Raw genomic sequence first — 20,791 nt, forward strand, 5'->3', positions numbered from 1 at the left:
CGCAGCGCCGTCCTCGTCTATATCGGGTCGATCAGCTGGTCTGCTGGATCGCCGAGAGTTCCCAATCGGTGCCGCGTCGGCGGGCAAAGGTCCAGACCTCGGTGACCTCGATCGGCGTTTCGCTACCCGCGACCAGACGGCCGGTGGAGCGTTCCAGGGTCTTGTCGACCAGCGAGAACCGCATCGCCACGCTGGCGTAATCGGTCTCGCCTTCGCGCCAGGCTTCCGCGAGGTCACCCTGCAGCAGCTTGACGTCGGACACCTTGTTGACGTCGTTGCGAGCCTTGTTCTCCTCGAGATCCTTGGAGAAGTAGGACACCATCTCGGGCGTCGCGAGCGTGTGCAGCTTCGCAATGTCCTCGTTCGACCATGCGGCCTGGATTTGGCCAAGCAGCCGCTCGAAGGCCTCATAGTCGGCCGGGAGGATCTCCAGCGGCGGCTGGCTCGATCCGAGCCCAAAGCCACTCAGTCCGGAACGGAAGCTGGTCTGCCCGCCCTGGCCATCGGCAGGCGCGCCGGCATAGGCCGAGGCCGGGGTATGGCGGCGCTGCCACCAGGACATCGCCAGCCGCACCACGATCACGATCAGCGCGATCTGCAAGAGCAGGCCGATGATCGACGACAGGCCGCCGAGGCCGGAGAACAGTCCGCCGCCGAACAACATGCCGAGCAGGCCGGCGCCGAGGAAGCCGGCAGCGAGGCCGCCAAGCATGCCCATGCCGGGCCGGTTGAAGAAGCCGCCCCTGTTGGCCGCGCCGGCCGCCGGCGCGCCCATGCCGGGGTTATTCGGCTGGGTAAAGGTACGATTCATCGGCTGCGCCGTGCCCGGCGCGGTGGTCGTGCTGGGGGGCGCCGAATAGGTGCGCGACCCACGCGAGCCCGAGCTGCCGCCGCCGCCAACGCGGGCGTCAGCCGCCTCGATCGAGATCGCCAGCGGGAGCGCCACGGACAGGATGATGGCCAGTGTCCGGATAATTCCGCGCGTGCCTTGCGAGAAATTCATGTGCTTTTTCCTCAGGTCCCCTGGATGGGGAAGCGCCCCTAAGATGGGCACGGCTGCCCAAAAGTGAAGCCATTATCGGGAACCACCGCTGCGGCCCTCAGTCGCGGGGATGTGACGATTTGGCAGGGAGTTAGCGGTAGTTCCGGAGGTGTCGGGCGAGCCTGGAGGCGCGATGCGGCAATGCCCGGATACAAAAACGCGAAAACAACCCCATGCACAGTACAGAACCCGAGCCCTCACGACGCCGTCATCGTCTCCTTCACCTTCTCGACCAGCGCGCTAAGGGCAAACGGCTTCGGCAGGAAGGCGAACTGCTCGTTCTCCGGTAGGCTCTTGTCGAAGGCCTCCTCGGCATAGCCGGAGACGAAAATGATCTTGAGGCTAGGGTTGAGCTTGCGCATTTCGCGCAACATCGTCGGGCCGTCCATTTCCGGCATGACGACGTCGGAGACGACGAGATCGACCGCGCCTTCCTTTTCGTCGAGCGCTTCCATGGCCTCGATGCCGTTGGAGGCCTCGATCACGCTATAGCCGCGCGAGCGAAGGCCGCGCGCATTGAGCGAGCGCAGGCCGTCCTCGTCTTCCACCAGGAGGATGGTGCCCTGCCCGGTGAGGTCGGGCCGCGGCTTCGACGGCTCGGCCGCGCCATCCTTGGCCGCACCACCCGCGGCCTGCGGCTCCGGCTGCGCTTCCAGCTCGGCCCGGTGACGCGGCAGAAAGATGTGGAAGGTGGTGCCTTCGCCGGGCGTGGAATCGACATAGACGAAGCCGCCAGTCTGCTTGACGATGCCGTACACCGTGGAGAGGCCGAGACCGGTGCCCTTGCCGACCTCCTTGGTCGAGAAGAACGGCTCGAAGATCTTGTCGACGATGTCGGGTGGGATACCGGTGCCGGTGTCGGAAATGTCGATCCGCACATAGTCGGCAGCCGGCATGCCCTTGTGCGAGAGCTGCGCGGCCTCGTCCGCCGTCACGTTGCCGGTCCTCACCGTCAGCTTGCCGCCATCGGGCATCGCGTCGCGCGCGTTGACGGCGAGATTGACCACCACCTGCTCGAATTGCGAAACGTCGACCTTGACCGGCCAGAGGTCGCGGCCGTGCACGAGGTCGAGCTTGACCTTCTCGCCGATCAGCCGGCGCAGCAGCATGGTGAGGTCGGAAAGCGCGTCGCCGAGATCGAGCACCTGCGGCCGCAGCGTCTGGCGGCGCGAGAACGCGAGCAGCTGCCGCACCAGCGTCGCCGCGCGGGTCGCGTTCTGCTTGATCTGCATGATGTCCTGGAACGACGGATCGGTCGGCTTGTGCGCGTTCAAGAGGAAGTCGTTCGCCATCATGATGGCTGAGAGCACGTTGTTGAAATCGTGCGCGATGCCGCCGGCGAGCTGGCCGACCATGTCCATCTTCTGCGACTGGTTGATCTGGTTCTCCAGCGTGCGCCGCTCCGAGGTCTCGAGCAGGTAGACGATGGCAGCTTCGGTGTCGCGTTCGTCCTCCTCGACCGCGGTGACGAAGAACTGCCCCCAGCGCTCCTTGGCACCGTCGAGCATCACCTCCACCGGGGCGATGTCGCCCTGGCCTTCGGCCGCCTGGTTGATCGCCGCGATAAGGAGGCCGCGGTCGCGTGCGTTCACCGTGCGGAAGATCGACTTGTTGGCCGCGCCGTCCGGGCTGAGGCTCTGCGCGAGCTTGGCGAAGCGTGCATTGGCGCGTACCACGTTGCCGCCACGGTCCACCGTCGCAATCGCCATCGGCGTGTGATCGAAGAAACGCATGAAGCGGACTTCGGCGGCGCGTTCCGGGTCGGAATGCTCGTCGCGCGCGCGGCTGATCACCAGCGTCCGCGACGAACCCGGCGCGCCGTCGGCGCCGAAGGCAAGCTTGTGATAGAGCCGCACCGGCATGGTCTTGCCGCCGCGCATGCGCAGGTCGATGTCGAACACTTCGGTCTTGACCTCGCCCGGCACCGCCACGATCGAGGTCAATAGCGCCGCGCCATCGCCGGAGACGATATCGGTGAGCTTCAGCCCGCCCGAGCCGATCTCGGCGAGATCGTAATCAAGCCAGTTCGCCAGCGTGGCGTTGACATAGATGACATCGCCGACCGGATTGACCGAGAAGAAGCCGCAAGGGGCGTGGTCGAGATATTCGATCGCGTGCTGCAATTCCCGGAATACGTCCTCCTGGCGCTCGCGGTCGCGCGTGATGTCGGCGATCGACCACACCGCGTATTTCGCCTCGCGCTTGCTCTGGCCGAGCGGACGAACCCGCATTCGGAGCCAACGGCCCTGCACGCCGTCGGAGCCGGCGATGCGGACCTCCTCCTGCTGCCGCTTGCCTTCGCGCGCCGCCTTGAGCAGGCGGAACACGGCTTCGGAGACGTCGGGATTGCCGATGAAGACGCGCTCGACGGGCCGCACGTCCTGCGGGCCAACCGCGCCCGTCAGCGCCAGATAGGCGGCGTTGGAATAGACGACGTGCCCCCTCGGATCGGTCACCGCGAGCCCGTCATGGGCATGGTCGGCGATGCGGCCCATCACCGGGTCGTCAGCGGCGCGGTCGGTGAAGCGGACGATGCCGGCGGCAAAGGCGAACAGGTTGAACAGGCCGACCATGGCCAGCAGCGCCAGCACGCCGAGAATATAGGGCTGGGCCTGGGCGCGGCCGATCGTCATCAGCGCCACTGCCACCGCGACGATGCCGGCCGCCACCAGCAGCACCAGCACGATGCTACCGCCCCGCCGCGCCGGTTCGTGGGCCGCGAACGGCTCGGTTGGCGGAGGGCTGTCGGTTTCGACGGTCATGAAAGAGGCGCTGCCTTCCGGCATGGAGGGTGACGCGCCGATTTGGGCGCCCTCCCTGAGTGCCTGAATCGGACCCGCAAACGCAAGTCCATCAGGCAGCAATTTGACATATTGAAGGTATTTCAAGGGGATTTCCAGAAGTTCCCTCACATTCACCGCCCCGAGAAGCCGCTCTTGAGGCGCATCACATAGCCGATGATCTCCGCGACTGCATGGTAGTGCTCGACCGGAATCTCCTCGTCGATATCGACGGTGGCATAGAGGGCGCGCGCCAGGGGCACGTTCTCCACGATCGGGATGTCATGCTTCTTGGCGACTTCCCTGATCTTGAACGCGACGTTGTCGACACCCTTGGCGACGCAGACCGGCGCCGCCATGCCGCGATCGTAGGACAGCGCCACCGAATAGTGGGTCGGGTTGGTGATGATCACGCTGGCCTTGGGGACCGCGGCCATCATGCGCTTCTTCATCCGCTCGACCCGCAACTGCCTGATACGGCCCTTGATGTGGGGATCGCCTTCGGACTGCTTGTACTCGTCCTTGATCTCCTGCAGCGACATCCGCTGCCGCTGGTACCATTGCCGGTACTGGAAGAAGTAATCCGCGATCGCGACGGCGGCCAGCATCGCCGCCACCGCACCCATCAGCTGCAGGGTCAGGTTGGTGGTGACGCCGAGGATCGCCGACGGATCGAACATCAGGAACGATTCCAGCCGGTGCCGTTCCGGCCATAGCACCGCCATCATGACGGCGCCGAGCGCGATCAGCTTGAACAGCCCCTTGAAGAAATTCGCGATCGCCTGCTTGCCGAAGATGCGCTTGAGCCCGGCGCCGGGAGACACCTTGCTGAACTTCGGCTTCAGCGATTCCGACGACCATACCAGGCGGTGCTGGATCATGTTGCCGGCGATCGCGGCGAGCGCCAGCATCAACAGCGGCACCCCTATCGCACCGAGCACGGCATAGCAAAGCGTGTTGCCGAGCGCGAGCAGCGCAGCGCCATCGACACGCAGCTGGCCCGCATTGGCGATCAGGTTGCGCAGCGGCGTCAGGATGCCGCCGCCGATCGATCCCGAAAAGGTCGACAAGATCAGCGTGCCGCCGGCGATGATGAACCAGGTGTTGACTTCCTGGCTCTTGGCGACGTCGCCCTTGGCAAGCGCGTCATCGAGACGTTTTTGCGTAGGGTCTTCTGTTTTGTCGTCGGTATCCTCAGCCATCGCGGCGCCCTAGCATTTTGTGAGCATGATCTCCGCGCAAACGTGTTTCGCTGATGTCGCGAGGGAAAACCGGCATCCCCATTTCCGGATCACGCTCTATTTCAGTGGCGTCAGCTCGTGCATCACGCCGATGAAGTAATTGAGATAAGTCGTCATCATTCCCGCGAGAACGAGCGCGAAGATCAGAAAGCCCGCCAGGATCGAGAGCGGCACGCCGACGAAATAGACCTGCATCGCCGGCATCAGCCGCGCCAGCACGCCAAGCCCGATGTTGAAGACGAGACCGAACACCAGGAACGGCGCCGAGAGCTGCATGCCGATCTTGAAAGCGGTGGCGAAGGCGCGCGTGGCGAGCGCCGCCACGTCGCCGCTCGGCATCAATTGGCCCGGCGAGAAGATCCGGTAGCTCTCGTTCAGCGCCGCGATGACGAGATGATGGGTGTCGGTGGCAAACAGCAGCGTCATACCGAGAATGGACAGGAAGTTGCCGATCAGAACGCCCTGCTGGCCCTGGGTCGGATCGACGGCCGTGACGAAGCCGAGGCCGAGCTGCTGGGCAATCACCGAGCCCGCCACCGATAGCGCCGCCAGCGTCACCCGCGCCGTGGCGCCGAGCACGATGCCGATGGCGATTTCGTGCACCAGCAGCACGCCGAGCGCGGCCATCGACGTCAGGTCGACCTGGTAGGCGGTGCGATGCAGCGGCAGGATGATCAGTGTCAGGAGAAGCGCGATGGCGAGCTTGACGCGGACCGGGATGTTGCTCTCGCCAAACCCCGGCAGCAGCATGACCATCGCCCCCACGCGGGCGAAAACCAGCATGAAGGTCGCGGCAAGGGCCGGCAGGAGCGATATGTCGACGCGCATTCATCCACAATGCATCAACCGCCTATGATTCGCGACGATATCCGCATCATGTGACCATGCAGCGAATCCGCCATGAACGGCAGCGCCAATAGCAGCGTGACGAAGATCGCGAGGATCTTCGGCACGAAGATCAGCGTCTGCTCCTGGATCTGGGTCAGCGCCTGGAACAGCGACACCACGACGCCGACCACGAGGCCGATCACCATCAGGGGAGATGACACCACCACGATGGTCCAGATCGCATCGCGCGCCACGTCGAGGGTTTCGGCACCGGTCATCTAGTCTTCCTTTCTAGTCCGCACACTCTCCATCGTCATTGCGAGGAGCGAAGCGACGAAGCAATCCATCTATCCGCTTGTGGCGCTATGGATTGCTTCGCTTTGCTCGCAATGACGAAGCCGTCGGGCTCGGGATGAAGTTGCCCAAGGGGACGTCAGATCGGCATCTTCATGATGTCTTCGTAGGACTGGATCACGCGGTCGCGCACCGACACCAGCGTTGAGACCGCAACGTCGGTCTCCGCCACCGCCGTCACCACGTCCATGACGTTGGCCTTGCCGGAGGTCATCGCCATGGTCTGGGCGTCGGACTTCTTGCCGGCGTCCAGCACGCTGCCGACCGCGTCCTTGAGCAGCGCGCTGAAGGACGGGCCGCCGGCGGTGGATTGGGTGCCCTTCTCGGCGCCGCCGGATTCCATGATGCGCGAAAGCGCGGCGTAGGCATTTGCTGCAACGGTCGGTGAAGCCATTTTCTATGGTCCCTGTTCAGGCCTTGAGGATGTCGAGCGTGCGTTGAATCATCCGGCGCGTGGCGCTGATGATGTTGAGGTTGGCCTCGTAGGACCGCTGCGCCTCGCGCATGTCGGTCATTTCGACCAGCGGATTGACGTTGGGATATTTGACGTTGCCGGCGGCGTCCGCCGCCGGATTGCTCGGCTCGTGCTTGACGCGAAATGCCGACTGGTCGGGTCTGACCTTGCCGAGCGTCACCACGCGCGCATCCAGCGTGCGGTCGAGCGCGGAGGAGAATGTCGGCACCTTGCGGCGATAGGGATCGCCGCCGGCGGTCGGCGACGTCGAGTCCGCATTGGCGATGTTTTCCGAGATCACCCGCATCCGTCCGGCCTGCGCGCGCAGGCCGGAGGTCGCGATGCTCATCGAGCGGGCGAAATCGCTTGCTTCATCTGCCATGATCCGGTTCTCCTAATCGCGCCGCGTCAGCGCTTTCCGATCGCAGTTTTGAGCATGCCGAGGCTGCGGGTGTAGAGCGAGGTGGCGGCGGCGTAATCCATCTGGTTGGCCGAGACCTTCAGCATCTGGTCTTCCAGATTGACCGCGTTGCCCGCCGGCTTGGTCAGAAAGCCGCTTCGGCCGCCGTCCCCCCCGAAGCTCGGCGCGCCGCCGGCGGCGCCGATATGGGTGGCGCTGGTGCGCATCATGGCGAGCGAGCCCATCGTGCCGCCGACATTCGCGCCCTTGTTGTCGAACTTCGGCTCGACGAGGTCGCTCGGCTTGAAATTCGGGGTATTGGCGTTGGATATGTTTTCGGCGAGCACGCGCTGGCGCTCCTGATGCCACTGCATCTTGGTGCGCAGCGCCGACAGGATCGGAAGGTCGTTGATAGCCATGGCGGGCGGCTCCCGTTAACCTCTGGCTGGTGCCGCGAGGTAGGCAGAATTTGCCCGGTGTATGGTTAACGGCTGGTTAAAGTCGCGCCTGGGGCGCTCAATGCCCCCAAGAACGGCAAAACCAGCGCATTTTCGCCACGAAAACTGCGTTAACCAGCAGCGGCCAACGCAACTTTGGGCGCGCAGAAGTCGTTTTGGATGGGGCGATTCTTGGTCTATTAATTAACCTGGGCGGCGGCACCGCCGCGGGGAATTAAGAAATAAGGCCGATCTCGGGCGTGATTCGCCGTATGCGGATCGCGCGGGGCATGGTCCGACAGGTGGGAAGGGCGCTCCCACGGGGAACAGGCTCGCACAGGAACTTAAGACCGTACTCGAGTGAACGGCCCGTGGCCGGGGATTAAAGAATGCAATCACCGCTGACATTCCTTTTCGCATTCATCGCCGTACTGGCGCTGATCGGCCTGGCCGCCTGGCTGGTTCGCCGCTTCGCCAACAACCGCCTTGGCGCCAACACCCAGCGCGGACGGATGCCGCGCCTTGCCGTGATCGATGCGGCGGCCGTCGACGGCCGCCGGCGTCTCGTGCTGGTACGGCGCGACAACGTCGAGCACCTCCTGATGATCGGCGGCCCAAGCGACATCGTGGTCGAACCAAACATCGTGCGCGCAATGCCCAACCGCGACCAGATGGCGCCGCGCCCGGCGGTCGGCGAGCAGCCGCCGCGCATTGCGCCGCTGCCGGACGCCGCCTGGAGCGATGAGGCGGCAAGAGAGGTAGCAAGAGAGGCGTCGAGGGAGACGGCAAGAGAAGCCGCGCGACCCGATTTGCGGCCGGCGGCCGAGGGGTTCGATCATCACACCGAGCCGCAGATGCCGGAGCCCCCGCCGCGTCCGGCACGGCCTTCTTTTGCCGACGACCTGCGCCGCCCTGCCCCTCCGTCGATGCCCGAGCGTCGCAGCGATCCATTGACGGGCTTCACGCCGGAATCGATCGGCGGTCGCCCCGAAGGCGCCCCGCCGCGCCTGCCCCGCGGCGAGCCTCTGATGCCGCGGCCGCAGCGCGAGGCGCCCAAGGGGCCCCGCGAGGCTCCGCTGGTCCGTGAGGCGCCCCCAATCCGCGAAGTATTGCCCGTTCGTGAGGCACCGCCCATTCGTGAGCCTGCAGTCCGGGCGCCCGAGCGCGTAGCAGCACCGCCGCCGCCCCCCGCTCCACCACCGCCAGCGGCTCCGGAGCCATCGAGCGCCGACCAGAACCTCGCCGAGATGGCGCAGCGCCTGGAGGCGGCCCTGCGCCGGCCGGCCGAGCCGGTCGCGCCGCCGGTTGCGCCGGAAACACCACCCGCCCGTACCTCCCGCAGCGAACCCCCCGCTCCTATCCCTGCCCCCACCCCCGCGCCTGCGCCCGCTCCGCAGAAGAGCGGCTTCGAGAATCTCGAGGACGAGATGGCGTCGTTGCTGGGCCGGCCGAAGAATCCTTCGTGAGGCCGACGAGTTCTCCGCGTAGAGTTTTATTTTCCCTAGTCCTGATCGCCGCCGGATCGCTCACCGATCCGGCGCTGGCGCAGGATATCAGCATCAACCTCGGCCAAGGCGGCGGTGGCGTCACCGAGCGCGCAATCCAGCTGATCGCGCTGCTGACGGTGCTGTCGATCGCCCCGTCGATCCTGATTATGATGACGTCGTTCACGCGGATCGTCGTCGTGCTGTCGCTATTGCGCACTGCGCTGGGCACCGCGACCGCCCCGCCCAACTCGGTGATCATCGCCCTTGCGATGTTCCTGACCGCGTTCGTGATGGGCCCTGTCCTGCAGCGCTCCTACGACGACGGCATCAAGCCGCTGGTCGCCAACGAGATCGGCGTCGAGGAAGCCCTGCAGAAGGCCTCCGTGCCGCTACGCGGCTTCATGCAGAAGAATGTTCGCGAAAAGGATCTGAAGCTGTTTGTGGACCTCTCCGGCGAGCCGCCGCCGGCTACTGCCGAGGATCTCTCGCTGCGGATTCTGGTTCCCGCCTTCATGATTTCCGAGTTGAAGCGCGCCTTCGAGATCGGCTTCCTCCTGTTCCTCCCCTTCCTGATCATTGATCTCGTGGTCGCATCCGTCCTGATGTCGATGGGTATGATGATGCTGCCACCGGTGGTGGTATCGCTCCCGTTCAAGTTGATCTTCTTCGTGCTTGTCGACGGGTGGTCGTTGGTTGCAGGCAGCCTGGTGCAGAGCTACGGCGGTAGCTAAAAACCAGTCGCGCAATCGAAAGGAAGAAATAGGTCAACGTTAGTTACGTATTTGCCGCGGAATCTGCCAGCGAATTTAAGGTCAGATTAGTTCCTTCGTGCACAATGGATGCCAGGGAACCGACTTTACTTAGCAAACGCATCACCGGGTCAAAGATGGCAGGGCAGCCAATCGGCGATATGGACGTCGAATACGCAACCACGATTGCCGACCGTGCTATTCGGTTGATGTCGCAGCAGTCCGTTCCTGCCACGCCGACCAATTTCGCCGTGTGGTTCGAATATTCGCTGGGCAGCTCAATAGCGCTGCGAAAAACCATCGATATCCTGATCGCGGGCAAGCGCAAATTCGATGCCGCGACCAATCACGAGCTCTACATCACCTACGTGGCGCCCCAGTCCGGTATCGAGCCGCTGGGCGACCTTCCCGAACAACTGAGCGGGCTGATTGCCACCGCCCAGCAGTTCCTGAATACCGCCGTCACCGACAACCAGACCCACATCAAGGCGCTTGGTGAAGTGTCTTCCGAAGCCGCCGCCAGCAGCGATCCCCGCACGATCATTGCAAAACTGGTTGATGAATTGTCAAAGGCCACATCGCGGGCCGCCCAGCTCGAGGCCAACTTCGCGGCCACCTCCGAAGAACTGGACAGTATCCGCGACTCGCTGAAGGCGGCCGAGCAGCGCTCCAATACCGATGCGCTGACCGGGCTTGCCAACCGCCATTCCATGGACGAGTTCCTCCGCCTCGCCCAGATCGCGGCGATGGAAAAGGACGAGGCGCTCAGTGTCTTCCTGATCGACATCGATCACTTCAAGAAATTCAACGACGATTACGGCCATCAGGTTGGCGACCAGGTGCTGCGGCTAGTAGCCAAGGTCCTGCAGGAAGGCGTTCGCGAAGTGGATCTGGCAGCCCGCTACGGCGGCGAGGAATTGATCGCGGTGCTTCCCGGCGCCGATCTCGAAGCCTGTACGTCGGTGGCCGAGCGCATTCGCCGCCGCATTGCCGAAGCCAAGCTGACCCGGCGCGCGACTGGCAAGGAAATCGGCAGCATCACCGTCTCGATCGGTGTAGCGCAATTCCGCCTCGCCGAATCAGCCGATGCCATGATCGAGCGCTGCGACCGCGGGCTCTATCAAGCCAAGCGGCTCGGCCGTAACCGCACGGTGACGGAGACCGAGCTGGAGCCCGAGGCCGGCGCGGCCTAGCGCGTTTCTCCGCGCCGATAAAACCCGAACCTTGGCTCCAGCCTCAGTGAGGCCTTGAAATTCGATCTGCAGATGGGGCCGCTACAGCAGCCATCAGCTCGTTCAGTCGCCGTCCCCATTCCCGACGCAATTACCCCGTCCTGCTGCATAAAATGCCGCATCTCTGCCGCAGCACGGAACTATTGTCGGAATCCTGACTTTCCGTAGACGCTCTACAGGCGGGAGTACTCCATGAAAATCGCAGGGATGATTATGGCCGCCACGGCGGCCCTCAGCATCGCCGGCACGTCGGCTCTTGCACAGCAAACGCGGACCGGAATGGTGACCAGAATCGATAGGATCAGCGGCACCATCACCATCAAGGATGTGCCAGATGGTACCACCGGGGCGAACACCGGCGCCGCGACCGAAGAATTCAAGGTCCAGGACGGCGCGCGGCTCAACGCCGTGCACGCCGGCGACAGGGTCAGCTTCGCCGTGAGCGACACCGCCGGGACAAAGACGATCACGAAGCTCGACAAGGCGGACGCCGTCACCAAGATCGACAAGAACGAGAAGAAGTGAGGCGGTGCCGAAGCGACATCCGTGATACTTCGCTTCGGTCAAAAACAGCGAGGCCCGGAGTGGCCCTGGGCAAAATGATCAAGCGTCATTTAGCTTCAGGAGTCCGGGCCTCGTAACCGGAACTGCCCCATCCGGACAAGGAGCCGCTCGGTACGGAGATCATCCTAGAGCAAACCGGCCGGCCCGCCTTGATCTGCCGCAAACGCGAACACCGCAAGAAACCGGTCTTCCGGCCGCGCATCGCGCCATCAGCGCGGCGGTGCCCGTTCGAGCGACGCGCGGATTTCCGCCGCCGCCTTGTCGTAATAGTCGTTCAGCCTTTGAAATCGTTGTTGCAACGCCCAAAGCGTTAGAGCGCGTTTCGCCGGCCCTTCGCAATCGATATTGAATCTGTCGGCTGGTGATGGACGGGACGCCGATCCACCCGACGCCGCCGCTGCTGTCAGCATCGAAGTGTCGTGACCGTTGCTGGAAGACATTCTGCACGCCTTGCAAATTGCAATCCGCCCGGACTCGATCCGGTGGAATTTTCCTATGACCACGCGCTGGCGTTGCCAGTTTGCACTCCGCAGTATGTTGTTTGGGTGCCCGGCCAAGGTCGATTTGGTGGCAAAAGATGGATGCACACGGCGAAAATAACAGGAAAACCTAGTATTCTTACGGAGTAGATCACCACGATTAAGTTGCAATCGAGGGCCAGCTTCGCTGACATAATTTGTTGGTTCAGCGATTGTTCGACATGGCCGTGCCGCAACCAGAATCCGTCCTGCCGCCGCGCTGCGAAATTTGCGGGATCGGCACGGTCAGGATCGGGAAACTGCCCCGAATCGGATTGCGGCCGCTCGTCTACGTCTACAAATGCGACGCCTGCAACCAGGTCACCTCGGTCGAGCCGGACCGGCTGGAGGAAACCTCTCGCCGCCGCCCGCCGTCGACCCGGCGGCCCCAGCACCAGTCAAGATAGACCGCCCTTAAAGACGCGATTGCTCTGCGTCCGGCCGGGTTTCTTCCCGGCCGTGCCGCATGTATAGCTTCGGCCAAATTTTCTTACAAAAGAAGAGGCAGGGGCATGTCCGAGGGCTTCATTGACGAACTGCGGAGCGCGCTGGGCGGCGCAGTGCTGTCCGGCGACGATATCGACGCGCGCTATCATCACGATCTCGCTGGCAATCCGGCGCCGAAGCCGCGCGCGGTCGTCCGTCCGAAGACGACGGAGGATGTCTCGGCTTTGCTGCGGCTCTGTCATCGCGAAGGCGTCCCCGTTACGACCCAGGGCGGCATGACCGGTCTGGTCCGTGGCGGAATGCCGAATGCGAACGAAATCGTGCTGTCGATGGAGCGCATGAACAACGTCGAGGAGGTCGATGCCTCCGGCGGCGTCGCCATCGTACAGGCCGGCACGCCGCTGCAGAAGCTGCAGGAGCGGGTCGAGCAGGACGGGCTGATGTTTCCCCTCGACCTCGGCGCGCGCGGCAGTTGCACCATCGGCGGCAACATCTCGACCAATGCCGGCGGCAACCGCGTCATTCGCTACGGCATGACGCGCGACCTGATTCTCGGCCTCGAAGTCGTCACCGCCGACGGCACCGTGCTCAAGGGCCTGCGCAAATACATCAAGAACAACACCGGCATCGATTTGAAGCAGCTCTTCATCGGCAGCGAGGGCACGCTCGGCGTGGTGACGCGCGCGGCGCTGCGCATCTTTCCCGCCCCGGCGGAACGGCAGGTGGCGCTATGTGCCCTGCCCTCATTCGGGCAGGTCATGGCCTTGCTGAAGCTGGCGCGAAAATCGCTTGGCGGCGACCTGACCGCGTTCGAGGCGATGTGGAATGCCTACTACCGCCACACCGTCGAGCGCGTGAAGGGGGTGGTTGGCCCACTACCGACTCATCATCCCTTCTATGTGCTGCTGGAGGCCTCCGGAAGCGACGCTGAACGCATTCGGGACGGCCCTGAGAAAATGCTCGAAGCAGCGATGAACGATGATGTGATTCTCGACGCTACGATTTCGACCTCGAACGCGTCGGTAGCTGCGATCTGGCGCATCCGCGATTCCAGCGTCGAACTCGGCCGCAGCTTTCCATTCGCGGCACGGATGGGGTTCGATATCAGTGTGGCCATCGACAGGATGGAGGAATATGCCGATACGCTTGATGCACGCGTCAAGGCGATCGACCCGCAAGCCTTCACCATCGTGATGGGACATGTCGGCGACGGCAATCTGCATCCCAGCGTGTATCACGAACATACGCCCGACAAGCACGACGAGTTCGAGAAGCTGGTCTACGACCTCACGGGCGAATTCGGCGGCTCGATCTCGGCCGAACACGGTATCGGCATCTCGAGGCGGCCTTACTTGAAGATGAGTCGCACCGAGGAAGAAATCGAAGCCATGCGCGCCGTCAAGCGCGCGCTGGACCCGAAGAACATCCTCAACCCCGGGCGGATTTTCACGGTGTGAAGATCTTGCGCGATCAACCGCCCGGCGGCCGCGCGCGTTGCCTTACTCCTTGAAACAATACTGCTTGCTGAGGTGGTCACCGATCTGGACCAGCATGGCGACGCATTCGGGAAAGCCCGGCTTGGCGATCGTCGTCTCTTCGGCCTTGGCGCGGAATTCCCAGCCATCGCCGTCACGGATCACCGAGATCTCGATGCCGTCGGGACATTCGAGATGAGCCTTCAGCTCGGTCCGCGCCATCGCGATCAGTTCGGCTTCGGTCTTGGCAGGCTTGCTCATCGTGGCGACATCCTCCGGCAGGTTGCTTGCCGAAAGGTTGCCGCTTTGGGGCGCATCTGTCGAGGGGTGAGCGCGTCGTGCGCGCCAACTCGTAGCGCACGATCGCCGCCTTCCGCCGCCATCGCGATTGACAAGCCCGCGGTCGGAGGCGCACATATGCAGCGGGTGGATACGACCCGCTGCTTGCGCCCCGCTTCCGGGGTTTGGCGAACGTATCAAGCCGCATCACAGGCTTTCCTCATGCCCCAGCGAACGGGTCAGCAACGCAAGCCCCTGACATATTTCCGTTCGTCGATGCAGAGGATCGTCCCATGCGCGATTTCCGCGATGCAAAAGCCATGGCGCAAACGCTACGTGAAGCGCTGAGCGCCAAATCCGTTTCCCTCACCCACAGCGAGTCCCTGGAGCTGATCGCCAAAATCCTTGGCTGTCGGGACTGGAACGCGCTGGCTGCGAGAATCCAGTCCAGCAACGGTCAGGCTGGCCTGCCCGCAGAACCGCCGCCGCCCGGCGGCATCGCCGCCGGCCAGCCCACACGTCGGAAGATCGCCGTGGATGCAGCAATTCTCGACGGTTACGCCGGTTTCTATCAACTCGACGACAACGGCGTCTTCACGGTCACACGCGAGGCGGATCATTTACTCGCCCAACTGACCGGGCAACAAGACATCGCGTTCTTTGCGCAGAGTCCGACCGAGTTCTTCGCTGAAGCCGTCGATGCACAACTCACCTTCATCCCGGGCGAACGGGGGTCGGCAACCTCCGTCATCCTGCATCAAGCCGGCGGGCATTTTCCAATGCAACGGGTTGATGCAGCGGCAGCGGAGCAGACCGCAAACAGGTTGGCGGAGAAGGTGAAAAGCCAGACCGCAAGCCCGGGAACGGAGGCTGCGCTTCGCCGGCTTATCGAGGGGATCGTCAGCGGCGAGCCCAACTATGACGAAATGAGCCCGGCGCTTGCCGGAGCCACCCGTCAGCAATTGCCAAAGCTGCAAGCCGGCCTTGCCGAGCTCCGCGCGGTTCAGTCCGCCCGCTTCCTGGGTGTGGGCTCCCGTGGTGAGGACGTCTACAGCGTCAGGCACGAAAACGGCGCGTCGCATTGGCGGATCGCGCTGGACTCGAAAGGAACGATCTCGACGGCTTGGGTCTCTCCCGGTCCGTAAGCCAGAACGGCTTACCAAGCGCGGCGCGGCTATTGCGCCGCGCTTGCCGGCCTCGTTTCGGCGATGACCCGCAGCGAGGCGGCATTGTCCATATCAGCCCCCTGACCGGCCGTGATCGGATCTGGCAACGCCGGCGGCGACTTTTGAATGTGCTTTGTAAATATCCTGACGACCTGGCCCTTGAAACACGGCCCTTTGTCGAACAGCTCGGATGCAATGCCTTCGACGACGTCCCGCAGCGAGAGAAACTGTGCCTGCCTCGCCATGCTCTCGGTGCCCTTCACGCCCCCGAGTTCGTCGAGCGCGGCATCGCTGATCTGGCACTCGACCGTGTCGGCGTTGCTCAGCATGGTGAAGCGGAACGCGAGGCGTTCATTGTCATGTCCGATGATTCGGTCCCGGGTCAGCGGCATTGGACGGCGAGCGAGAGACGGTTGCGCTTCAGCGCCGAGGCGGCGCTGCCATCCTCCCTAATGCGTCAACTCGTCAAAAGTTGGCCGAAGCTGCGGCCGAATCCGCTACCAACAATTACTTGGCTCGTTTCGTCAGATCGATCTGCCTGACCCTGGCAATCGCCGGCAGGGCGCCGGTATGCACCGGGTCGGACATTCCCGGCGATAGCGGCGCGCGGGCACTGGCGCCCTCCGGGAAGCGGATCTTCATTTCGCGGATGAAGCCGTCGAGCGTGTCGACGCTCGCGGCCATCTTGGCGATCTCCAGGAATTCGGCGCTGTTGGACGCCGCCGGCTTGCTGGCGGTATCGAACGCCGGCCGGTCGGCCTCGCCGGTCATCAGGGGCGCGTATTTCTCCCGGAAGCGGGCGAGGCCGATCGCATCCTCGGCCAGCGCATAGCCGACCACGGCGCGGAGCACGTCGCTCTTCTCGGCGGCATTGAGCGGTTTGAAATCCCGCCAGCGGTCGCCGTAGTACAGCTCGATCTGCTCGGACGCCTCCCGCCACTGCCGCGACGCCCAATAGATGTCGGAACGCAGCCGGATCGCCTCGCGGCCGGTGATATTGGAGATGATATCGAGCGCGAGGTCGTGGCGACCGACATCGCTCTGGGCACGTGACTCCAGCAGCAGCCGCTGCTGCCGCAATTCGCCGGAAAGATCGGCGATCCGGGTCAGGCGCAGGGCGGTGATCGCCCGGTCAGGCTTGCGGGCGGTCAAATAAACCATGGCAAGGCGCGCGGCGACCTGCGCGCGCGCGGCGCCCTCCAGGCGCTTGTCGACCTGATACTGCAGCAGTTCGGCCGCCTGATCGAGCAGGTCGATCGAGGCGAGCCGGTCCGCCAGGCGCCGGATCATCTCGTCGCCGCGCCGGCCGATCGGCGTCAATTCGCGGTATTCGTAGAACATGGCGAGCGCGTCGACCGGCTTCAGGTCATCGCCCTTCGCCCCGAGAAAGAGCTCCGTAAACAGTTCGGATGCGGTATCCTGGGCCTGCCGCGACAGTTCGGAATTGGGCTGCAGCTTGGTGGCGGTCTTGGCGGCGGCCAGCGCGTCGGCATAGCGCCCGTTCTCGGCGTAGAGCTGGGTCAGCTTGTTCAGCACCTTGAGCTCGATCACATCGCCGCGCCAGAGCACGGACAACGCTTCCAGTTCGCTGATCAGTTCGGGCTGGCCGAGCTCGCCGCGCTTGTGCCGCAGCAGCGCTTGCGATAGCCGCGCCTCCGCCGACGCCTCCCGGTCGCCGGATTGGGCGGCGAACCGGTAGGCATCGAGCGCGTCCTTATCGTGTCCGAGCGCTTCGGCGAGACGCCCGCGCAGCACCGCGATCTCCGGCTTCATCTCGGCGGGGATGCCGATCACCTCGAGTTCGCTGCGCCGCCGCGAAGCTCCGCCATAATCCTTTACCTCGAGCGATGCCCGCATCGCGTCGACAGTGACGACCCGCTGCAGCTCCAGCGGCAACGCGGCGATCGAGAATTCGGCGTTCTTGAACTTTTCACGCGCGTCGGCCCATTTTTCCTGGCGGGCAAAGGCAAAACCCTTCCACAACTGGGAATCGTAGCCATTGCCGATCGCCGGGTCGGCAAGAACCTTCAGCGCCCGCTCGGGATGGCCGATCAGGATGCTGGCCACCGCTTGGACCATGAGCACGGCGGAATCCTCATTCCCCTGGGTCTCGGAGAGGATCAGGTTGGTCACCCCCCTCGCCTCCTGATACATGCCGCGCGACATGTAGAAGTTGGCAAGGTCGAGGCGGGCCTGGGCCTTCAGCTCGGGCGCCGCGGTGGCGGCAGCCTTGATCAAGGCGTCCAGCCGGGGAAGAAACTTCTCTTCGCGATTCTTGCGCCATTCATTGGCGTCGAACAACGGCCGTACCGCCGCGGTGGCGCGTTCGGCTGAAACGTCAGCGGACGACAGCGTCAATCCGCCGGGCCGGCCGAGCATGACCTTGTCGGAGCCGACCTCGGCGCTGACGTCGTCGGAATTCGGATGCACTGCCACGCCATGCACCGATTCCAGCAGCGACAGTTCGACGAAATCCTGCCGCTTGATGAGGCCACGGGTCGGCGGCGGTGCCGTGACGACCAGCAGCGTATCGCCGGCGTCGGGATCGACCAGCCGGTGCATCAGGCCGGGATTGGCGAGCGGCACGGTGACGCTGGCGAGCGCGGGATCGGCGATATTGCGGAGTACCGTCAGCGGCAGCGGCATCGCGTGTCCGCGATCGGCGAACGTCAGCGTCCACTCGGTGCCGTTGGTGCGGCCTTCGCTTTCGAGCGAGGGAATCTGCGGCCGGTTGAGCCGGATACGGATGGCCTGGCCCTTTTCCAGCGGCAGCCGGCTGACATCGCCGATGATGGCGCCGCCCTTGCTCCGGATCGGGTCGATATCGACCGGCTTGGTATCGTCGAGCACCAGCCACACCGTATCGGCACGGCGGAACAGCGCGGCTGGGGTCGGTGCGGCGAAGTTGAAGGTCACGCGCAGCCCGTCACTGTCGCGCCTTGCCTCGACCGTCGCGGCCTTGGCTGGTGTCGTCGACTTGGCGCTGCTTTCGGAGGGTGAATTCGACGCGGCCGATACCGGCGTCTTCGGCGGCTCGACCGGCGCCAAAGCCTGCTTGGGTGCTGCCGGCTTCGGCGCTTCCGCTGCGGCGACCGGGACCTGCTCGGCGGCCGGGGCGGCCTTCACCGCTTCGGCGGGCGCCATCTTCTCGCTCGGCGGCGCCGCGTTATCGGCGACGGCAGGCGCCACTGCCGGCGCCTCGGCGACCTGCGCGGGCTTGATCTCGATCCTGGCCTGTTCGGCGATCGTCTCCGAGGTGGCAGGCGGGATCTCCGCCGGCTGTTGCGGCGACGACGTTTCCTTCAACTGCGTGTCGCGCGAAATCCTCGGCGCAAGCGCCGGCTTGGTCGGTGCCGCCGGCTTGGGCGCAGCCTGCGCCTCTGCCTGAACAGCAGGCTTCTCCGCCTGCTGGAAGGCGACGTCGATCACGTAATTCTTTTCCTCGCGGAAAGAATGCACGTCGACCTCGCCGATCAGCAGGATGTCGACAGCGGAAGAGTCGATGTCGGCCCGCTGGCTGATCGAGGCGATGTTCGGCGGCGCCGCCACCTTGGCATCGGCCAAATCGAAATTGAGCACGCTGTTGAACTGCAGCGTCAGCTTCTGCTCGTTCAGGACCGACGAGACGTTGATGCCGTCGGGCATCTCGAACACGAAGCGCACGAATGTCGGCTGCACCGAGGCGCGGACCCGCACCGGCGGCCTCTTCCTGGCGGAAGCGACCGCAAGTTGGGCGCGAAGCGCGCGCTCAGCCGCGCGCGCCCGTTCGGCGAGTTCGCGCACGACCGCTGAGGGAAGCGGCGGTGGCGGCCCGGTCCAGCCATCGGGCAGGAAGTCGACGAAGATCCGCTCGCCCGCGGTCATGGTGTTGACGGTTGCCCGCCGCGCCAGCGACAGGCGGATCGCGGTACCGTCGGGATCGCGCCGCGCCGAGCCGACGTAATCGGGGACGGCATCCGACAATTTGTCGACCGGAATATCCACCGGGCGCTTGAAACGGATGATGATGATCGAACCGGCGGTCATGACCTCGGATTCGACGTCCTCGGCCAGCTTCAGCACCAGCCGCGCAAAGCCGCCTCCGGCCGTAAACGTCGCCTCCCCGCGGACCGGATCGTCTGCCCGGCAGGGTTGCGAAAACGCGAGGCCGGCGAGCAGCACGGCCAGGGCGAGCGGCCGGGCCAGGCAAAGCCTGGCCGTCCGCGCCAAAGCACGGCCCTGCGACCCAGTACCAGCGGCAGCCCGTTGCCCCATCCAGGAAATCTCGCGGCCTCAATGAGTTCTGCGGCGAAGTTCTCGCCTGCGGATTTGAATCTTGGATTGGCCGACTTAAGGTTTTGTTAACGCCAACTTATTGATTTCGTTAGAAGGCGCGTCTGGGTACCTGCTGCCGCGCAAGCCGGCATTACCGTGCAATCGACAAACCGAAATGCACCATCATTCGGGACTAATCCACCTGGGCTCGCGGCTTTCGGCCTTCGCCATGGTCTCGCCACGCAGCGGGATCAGAATCATTATCACCGGATTGTTGGAACCAACATCCGTCGTTCCGTTTTAGGATGATCATAGACCCGGGCTACAGGGCCGGCAGTCGATCAACCAGCGCCCCGGGTCCGCAAACCTGCCTCAGGCAGCCAATTCGGAGTGCGTGAAATGGCAACCCAGATCGTGATGGACCGTACCGGTGACACCCGCCATACCTTCGATGTCCATGATCGCGTGGAGATCGAAAAGGCCGAGCGGCGGTTCAAGGAGTTGACCGGCGCAGGCTTTACGGCGGCGGTCCGTACGGGTCCCGGCGAGCAAAAAATTATCCGCTCCTTCGATCCGACGGCAGAGGAAACACTGTTCTATCCGCGCCTTGTCGGTGGCTGACGACCGTGACCCAGCAGATCGCGCTCGCGATATGCTCGTTCATCCTGGCCTTGCTCGGCACCGTGCTGCTATCGGCGCTTTCGCTGGTGGTGGCGCGGTCCAGTTCGAGTAGCCGGTCGTTCCGCTTCGAGACCGAGGCGCGCGCGCAGGCGCTGCTCAAGAGCTGGCTCTCGCCCAAGCAGCGTGCCAGCTATGAGCGATTCAGATATTTCGATGTCGTCGGCAGCGACACCGGTACGCGCTATCGGATCCATCACGGCACGCAGACGAATATCGAGGAGCTCAACAGCACGGGTCACCATGTCTGCAAATGGTGCTTCGTCCCGGATGGCGACCTCGTCGCCGGCGATGTCATGCTGGCGCAGAAAGTCGCCCTCGAAACCAACGAGCGGGGTGCCCTTTCGGTAGCCCATCGCTCGTTCGTCTCGTCCGGACCACGCAGGTTCTGACGCGCGTCGATTGG

General features: G+C 64.2%; 21 protein-coding genes. 9 read left to right on the forward strand and 12 right to left on the reverse strand.

The features are described from left to right. Nucleotides 1-31 precede the first annotated feature (31 nt). From RX331_RS28020 to flgB, 8 genes are all read right to left on the reverse strand, one after another. On the reverse strand, nt 32-1,003 hold the full coding sequence (locus tag RX331_RS28020) for a Tim44 domain-containing protein (RefSeq protein ID WP_317252833.1): 972 nt from the start codon (nt 1,001-1,003) through the stop codon (nt 32-34). A gap of 236 nt (nt 1,004-1,239) precedes the next feature. Next, the gene (gene cckA, locus RX331_RS28025; RefSeq protein ID WP_317252834.1) at nt 1,240-3,804 is read right to left on the reverse strand and encodes a cell cycle histidine kinase CckA; all 2,565 of its coding nucleotides are present in this window, start codon (nt 3,802-3,804) and stop codon (nt 1,240-1,242) included. Nucleotides 3,805-3,956: 152 nt separating this feature from the next. Continuing rightward, nucleotides 3,957-5,024, reverse strand: coding sequence for a flagellar biosynthesis protein FlhB (gene flhB, locus RX331_RS28030; RefSeq protein ID WP_317252835.1), 1,068 nt, complete (start codon nt 5,022-5,024; stop codon nt 3,957-3,959). Between the two features lie 96 nt (nt 5,025-5,120). Then, the gene (gene fliR / locus RX331_RS28035; protein ID WP_317252836.1) at nt 5,121-5,891 is read right to left on the reverse strand and encodes a flagellar biosynthetic protein FliR; all 771 of its coding nucleotides are present in this window, start codon (nt 5,889-5,891) and stop codon (nt 5,121-5,123) included. Between the two features lie 14 nt (nt 5,892-5,905). Beyond that, nucleotides 5,906-6,169, reverse strand: coding sequence for a flagellar biosynthesis protein FliQ (fliQ, locus tag RX331_RS28040; protein ID WP_057860162.1), 264 nt, complete (start codon nt 6,167-6,169; stop codon nt 5,906-5,908). Nucleotides 6,170-6,324: 155 nt separating this feature from the next. Continuing rightward, nucleotides 6,325-6,639 carry a flagellar hook-basal body complex protein FliE gene (gene fliE / locus RX331_RS28045; RefSeq protein ID WP_317252837.1) on the reverse strand — a complete coding sequence of 105 codons (315 nt, stop codon included), beginning with the start codon at nt 6,637-6,639 and terminating at the stop codon, nt 6,325-6,327. A 16-nt stretch (nt 6,640-6,655) separates the two neighbouring features. Further along, nucleotides 6,656-7,081, reverse strand: coding sequence for a flagellar basal body rod protein FlgC (gene flgC / locus RX331_RS28050; protein WP_317252838.1), 426 nt, complete (start codon nt 7,079-7,081; stop codon nt 6,656-6,658). A 26-nt stretch (nt 7,082-7,107) separates the two neighbouring features. Next, entirely contained in the window at nt 7,108-7,518 is a 411-nt protein-coding gene (gene flgB, locus RX331_RS28055) for a flagellar basal body rod protein FlgB (RefSeq protein WP_317252839.1), read from the reverse strand. Between the two features lie 407 nt (nt 7,519-7,925). On the opposite strand from flgB, the gene RX331_RS28060 reads away from it, so the two are divergent. The 4 genes from RX331_RS28060 to RX331_RS28075 all read left to right on the forward strand — a co-directional run bounded on the left by RX331_RS28060 (nt 7,926) and on the right by RX331_RS28075 (nt 11,529). After that, the gene (locus RX331_RS28060) at nt 7,926-9,002 is read left to right on the forward strand and encodes a flagellar biosynthetic protein FliO (RefSeq protein WP_317252840.1); all 1,077 of its coding nucleotides are present in this window, start codon (nt 7,926-7,928) and stop codon (nt 9,000-9,002) included. Then, nucleotides 8,999-9,754 carry a flagellar type III secretion system pore protein FliP gene (gene fliP, locus RX331_RS28065; RefSeq protein WP_317252841.1) on the forward strand — a complete coding sequence of 252 codons (756 nt, stop codon included), beginning with the start codon at nt 8,999-9,001 and terminating at the stop codon, nt 9,752-9,754. Before RX331_RS28060 ends, fliP begins: the two co-directional genes overlap by 4 nt. Nucleotides 9,755-9,981: 227 nt before the next feature. Continuing rightward, on the forward strand, nt 9,982-10,965 hold the full coding sequence (locus tag RX331_RS28070; RefSeq protein ID WP_317258263.1) for a diguanylate cyclase: 984 nt from the start codon (nt 9,982-9,984) through the stop codon (nt 10,963-10,965). 231 nt (nt 10,966-11,196) lie between these two features. Further along, nucleotides 11,197-11,529, forward strand: coding sequence for a copper-binding protein (locus RX331_RS28075; protein ID WP_317252842.1), 333 nt, complete (start codon nt 11,197-11,199; stop codon nt 11,527-11,529). A gap of 248 nt (nt 11,530-11,777) precedes the next feature. Here the strand turns inward: RX331_RS28075 and RX331_RS28080 are convergent, their stop codons facing one another. Further along, entirely contained in the window at nt 11,778-12,008 is a 231-nt protein-coding gene (locus RX331_RS28080; protein WP_317252843.1) for a hypothetical protein, read from the reverse strand. Between the two features lie 260 nt (nt 12,009-12,268). Between RX331_RS28080 and RX331_RS28085 the strand changes: the two genes are divergently transcribed. Continuing rightward, nucleotides 12,269-12,493 (forward strand): hypothetical protein, encoded by a 225-nt coding sequence (locus RX331_RS28085; RefSeq protein ID WP_317252844.1) that lies wholly within the window; start codon nt 12,269-12,271, stop codon nt 12,491-12,493. A gap of 105 nt (nt 12,494-12,598) precedes the next feature. Continuing rightward, nucleotides 12,599-13,990 carry an FAD-binding oxidoreductase gene (locus tag RX331_RS28090; protein WP_317252845.1) on the forward strand — a complete coding sequence of 464 codons (1,392 nt, stop codon included), beginning with the start codon at nt 12,599-12,601 and terminating at the stop codon, nt 13,988-13,990. A 42-nt stretch (nt 13,991-14,032) separates the two neighbouring features. On the opposite strand, the gene RX331_RS28095 is transcribed toward RX331_RS28090, so the two are convergent. Beyond that, on the reverse strand, nt 14,033-14,269 hold the full coding sequence (locus RX331_RS28095) for a hypothetical protein (RefSeq protein WP_317252846.1): 237 nt from the start codon (nt 14,267-14,269) through the stop codon (nt 14,033-14,035). Nucleotides 14,270-14,580: 311 nt separating this feature from the next. On the opposite strand from RX331_RS28095, the gene RX331_RS28100 reads away from it, so the two are divergent. Beyond that, complete coding sequence (locus RX331_RS28100) at nt 14,581-15,432, forward strand: glyoxalase superfamily protein (protein ID WP_317252847.1); 852 nt, start codon at nt 14,581-14,583, stop codon at nt 15,430-15,432. Between the two features lie 29 nt (nt 15,433-15,461). On the opposite strand, the gene RX331_RS28105 is transcribed toward RX331_RS28100, so the two are convergent. Next, nucleotides 15,462-15,845, reverse strand: coding sequence for a DUF1488 family protein (locus tag RX331_RS28105; RefSeq protein ID WP_317252848.1), 384 nt, complete (start codon nt 15,843-15,845; stop codon nt 15,462-15,464). 115 nt (nt 15,846-15,960) lie between these two features. Further along, nucleotides 15,961-19,707 carry a tetratricopeptide repeat protein gene (locus RX331_RS28110; RefSeq protein WP_317252849.1) on the reverse strand — a complete coding sequence of 1,249 codons (3,747 nt, stop codon included), beginning with the start codon at nt 19,705-19,707 and terminating at the stop codon, nt 15,961-15,963. A 399-nt stretch (nt 19,708-20,106) separates the two neighbouring features. On the opposite strand from RX331_RS28110, the gene RX331_RS28115 reads away from it, so the two are divergent. Both RX331_RS28115 and RX331_RS28120 read left to right on the forward strand, forming a co-directional pair. After that, the gene (locus tag RX331_RS28115) at nt 20,107-20,328 is read left to right on the forward strand and encodes a hypothetical protein (RefSeq protein WP_317252850.1); all 222 of its coding nucleotides are present in this window, start codon (nt 20,107-20,109) and stop codon (nt 20,326-20,328) included. Between the two features lie 83 nt (nt 20,329-20,411). After that, the gene (locus RX331_RS28120; protein ID WP_317258264.1) at nt 20,412-20,777 is read left to right on the forward strand and encodes a hypothetical protein; all 366 of its coding nucleotides are present in this window, start codon (nt 20,412-20,414) and stop codon (nt 20,775-20,777) included. Nucleotides 20,778-20,791: the final 14 nt, after the last annotated feature.

The sequence above is a fragment of the Bradyrhizobium sp. BWA-3-5 genome (assembly GCF_032917985.1).
Taxonomy (GTDB): Bacteria; Pseudomonadota; Alphaproteobacteria; order Rhizobiales; family Xanthobacteraceae; genus Bradyrhizobium.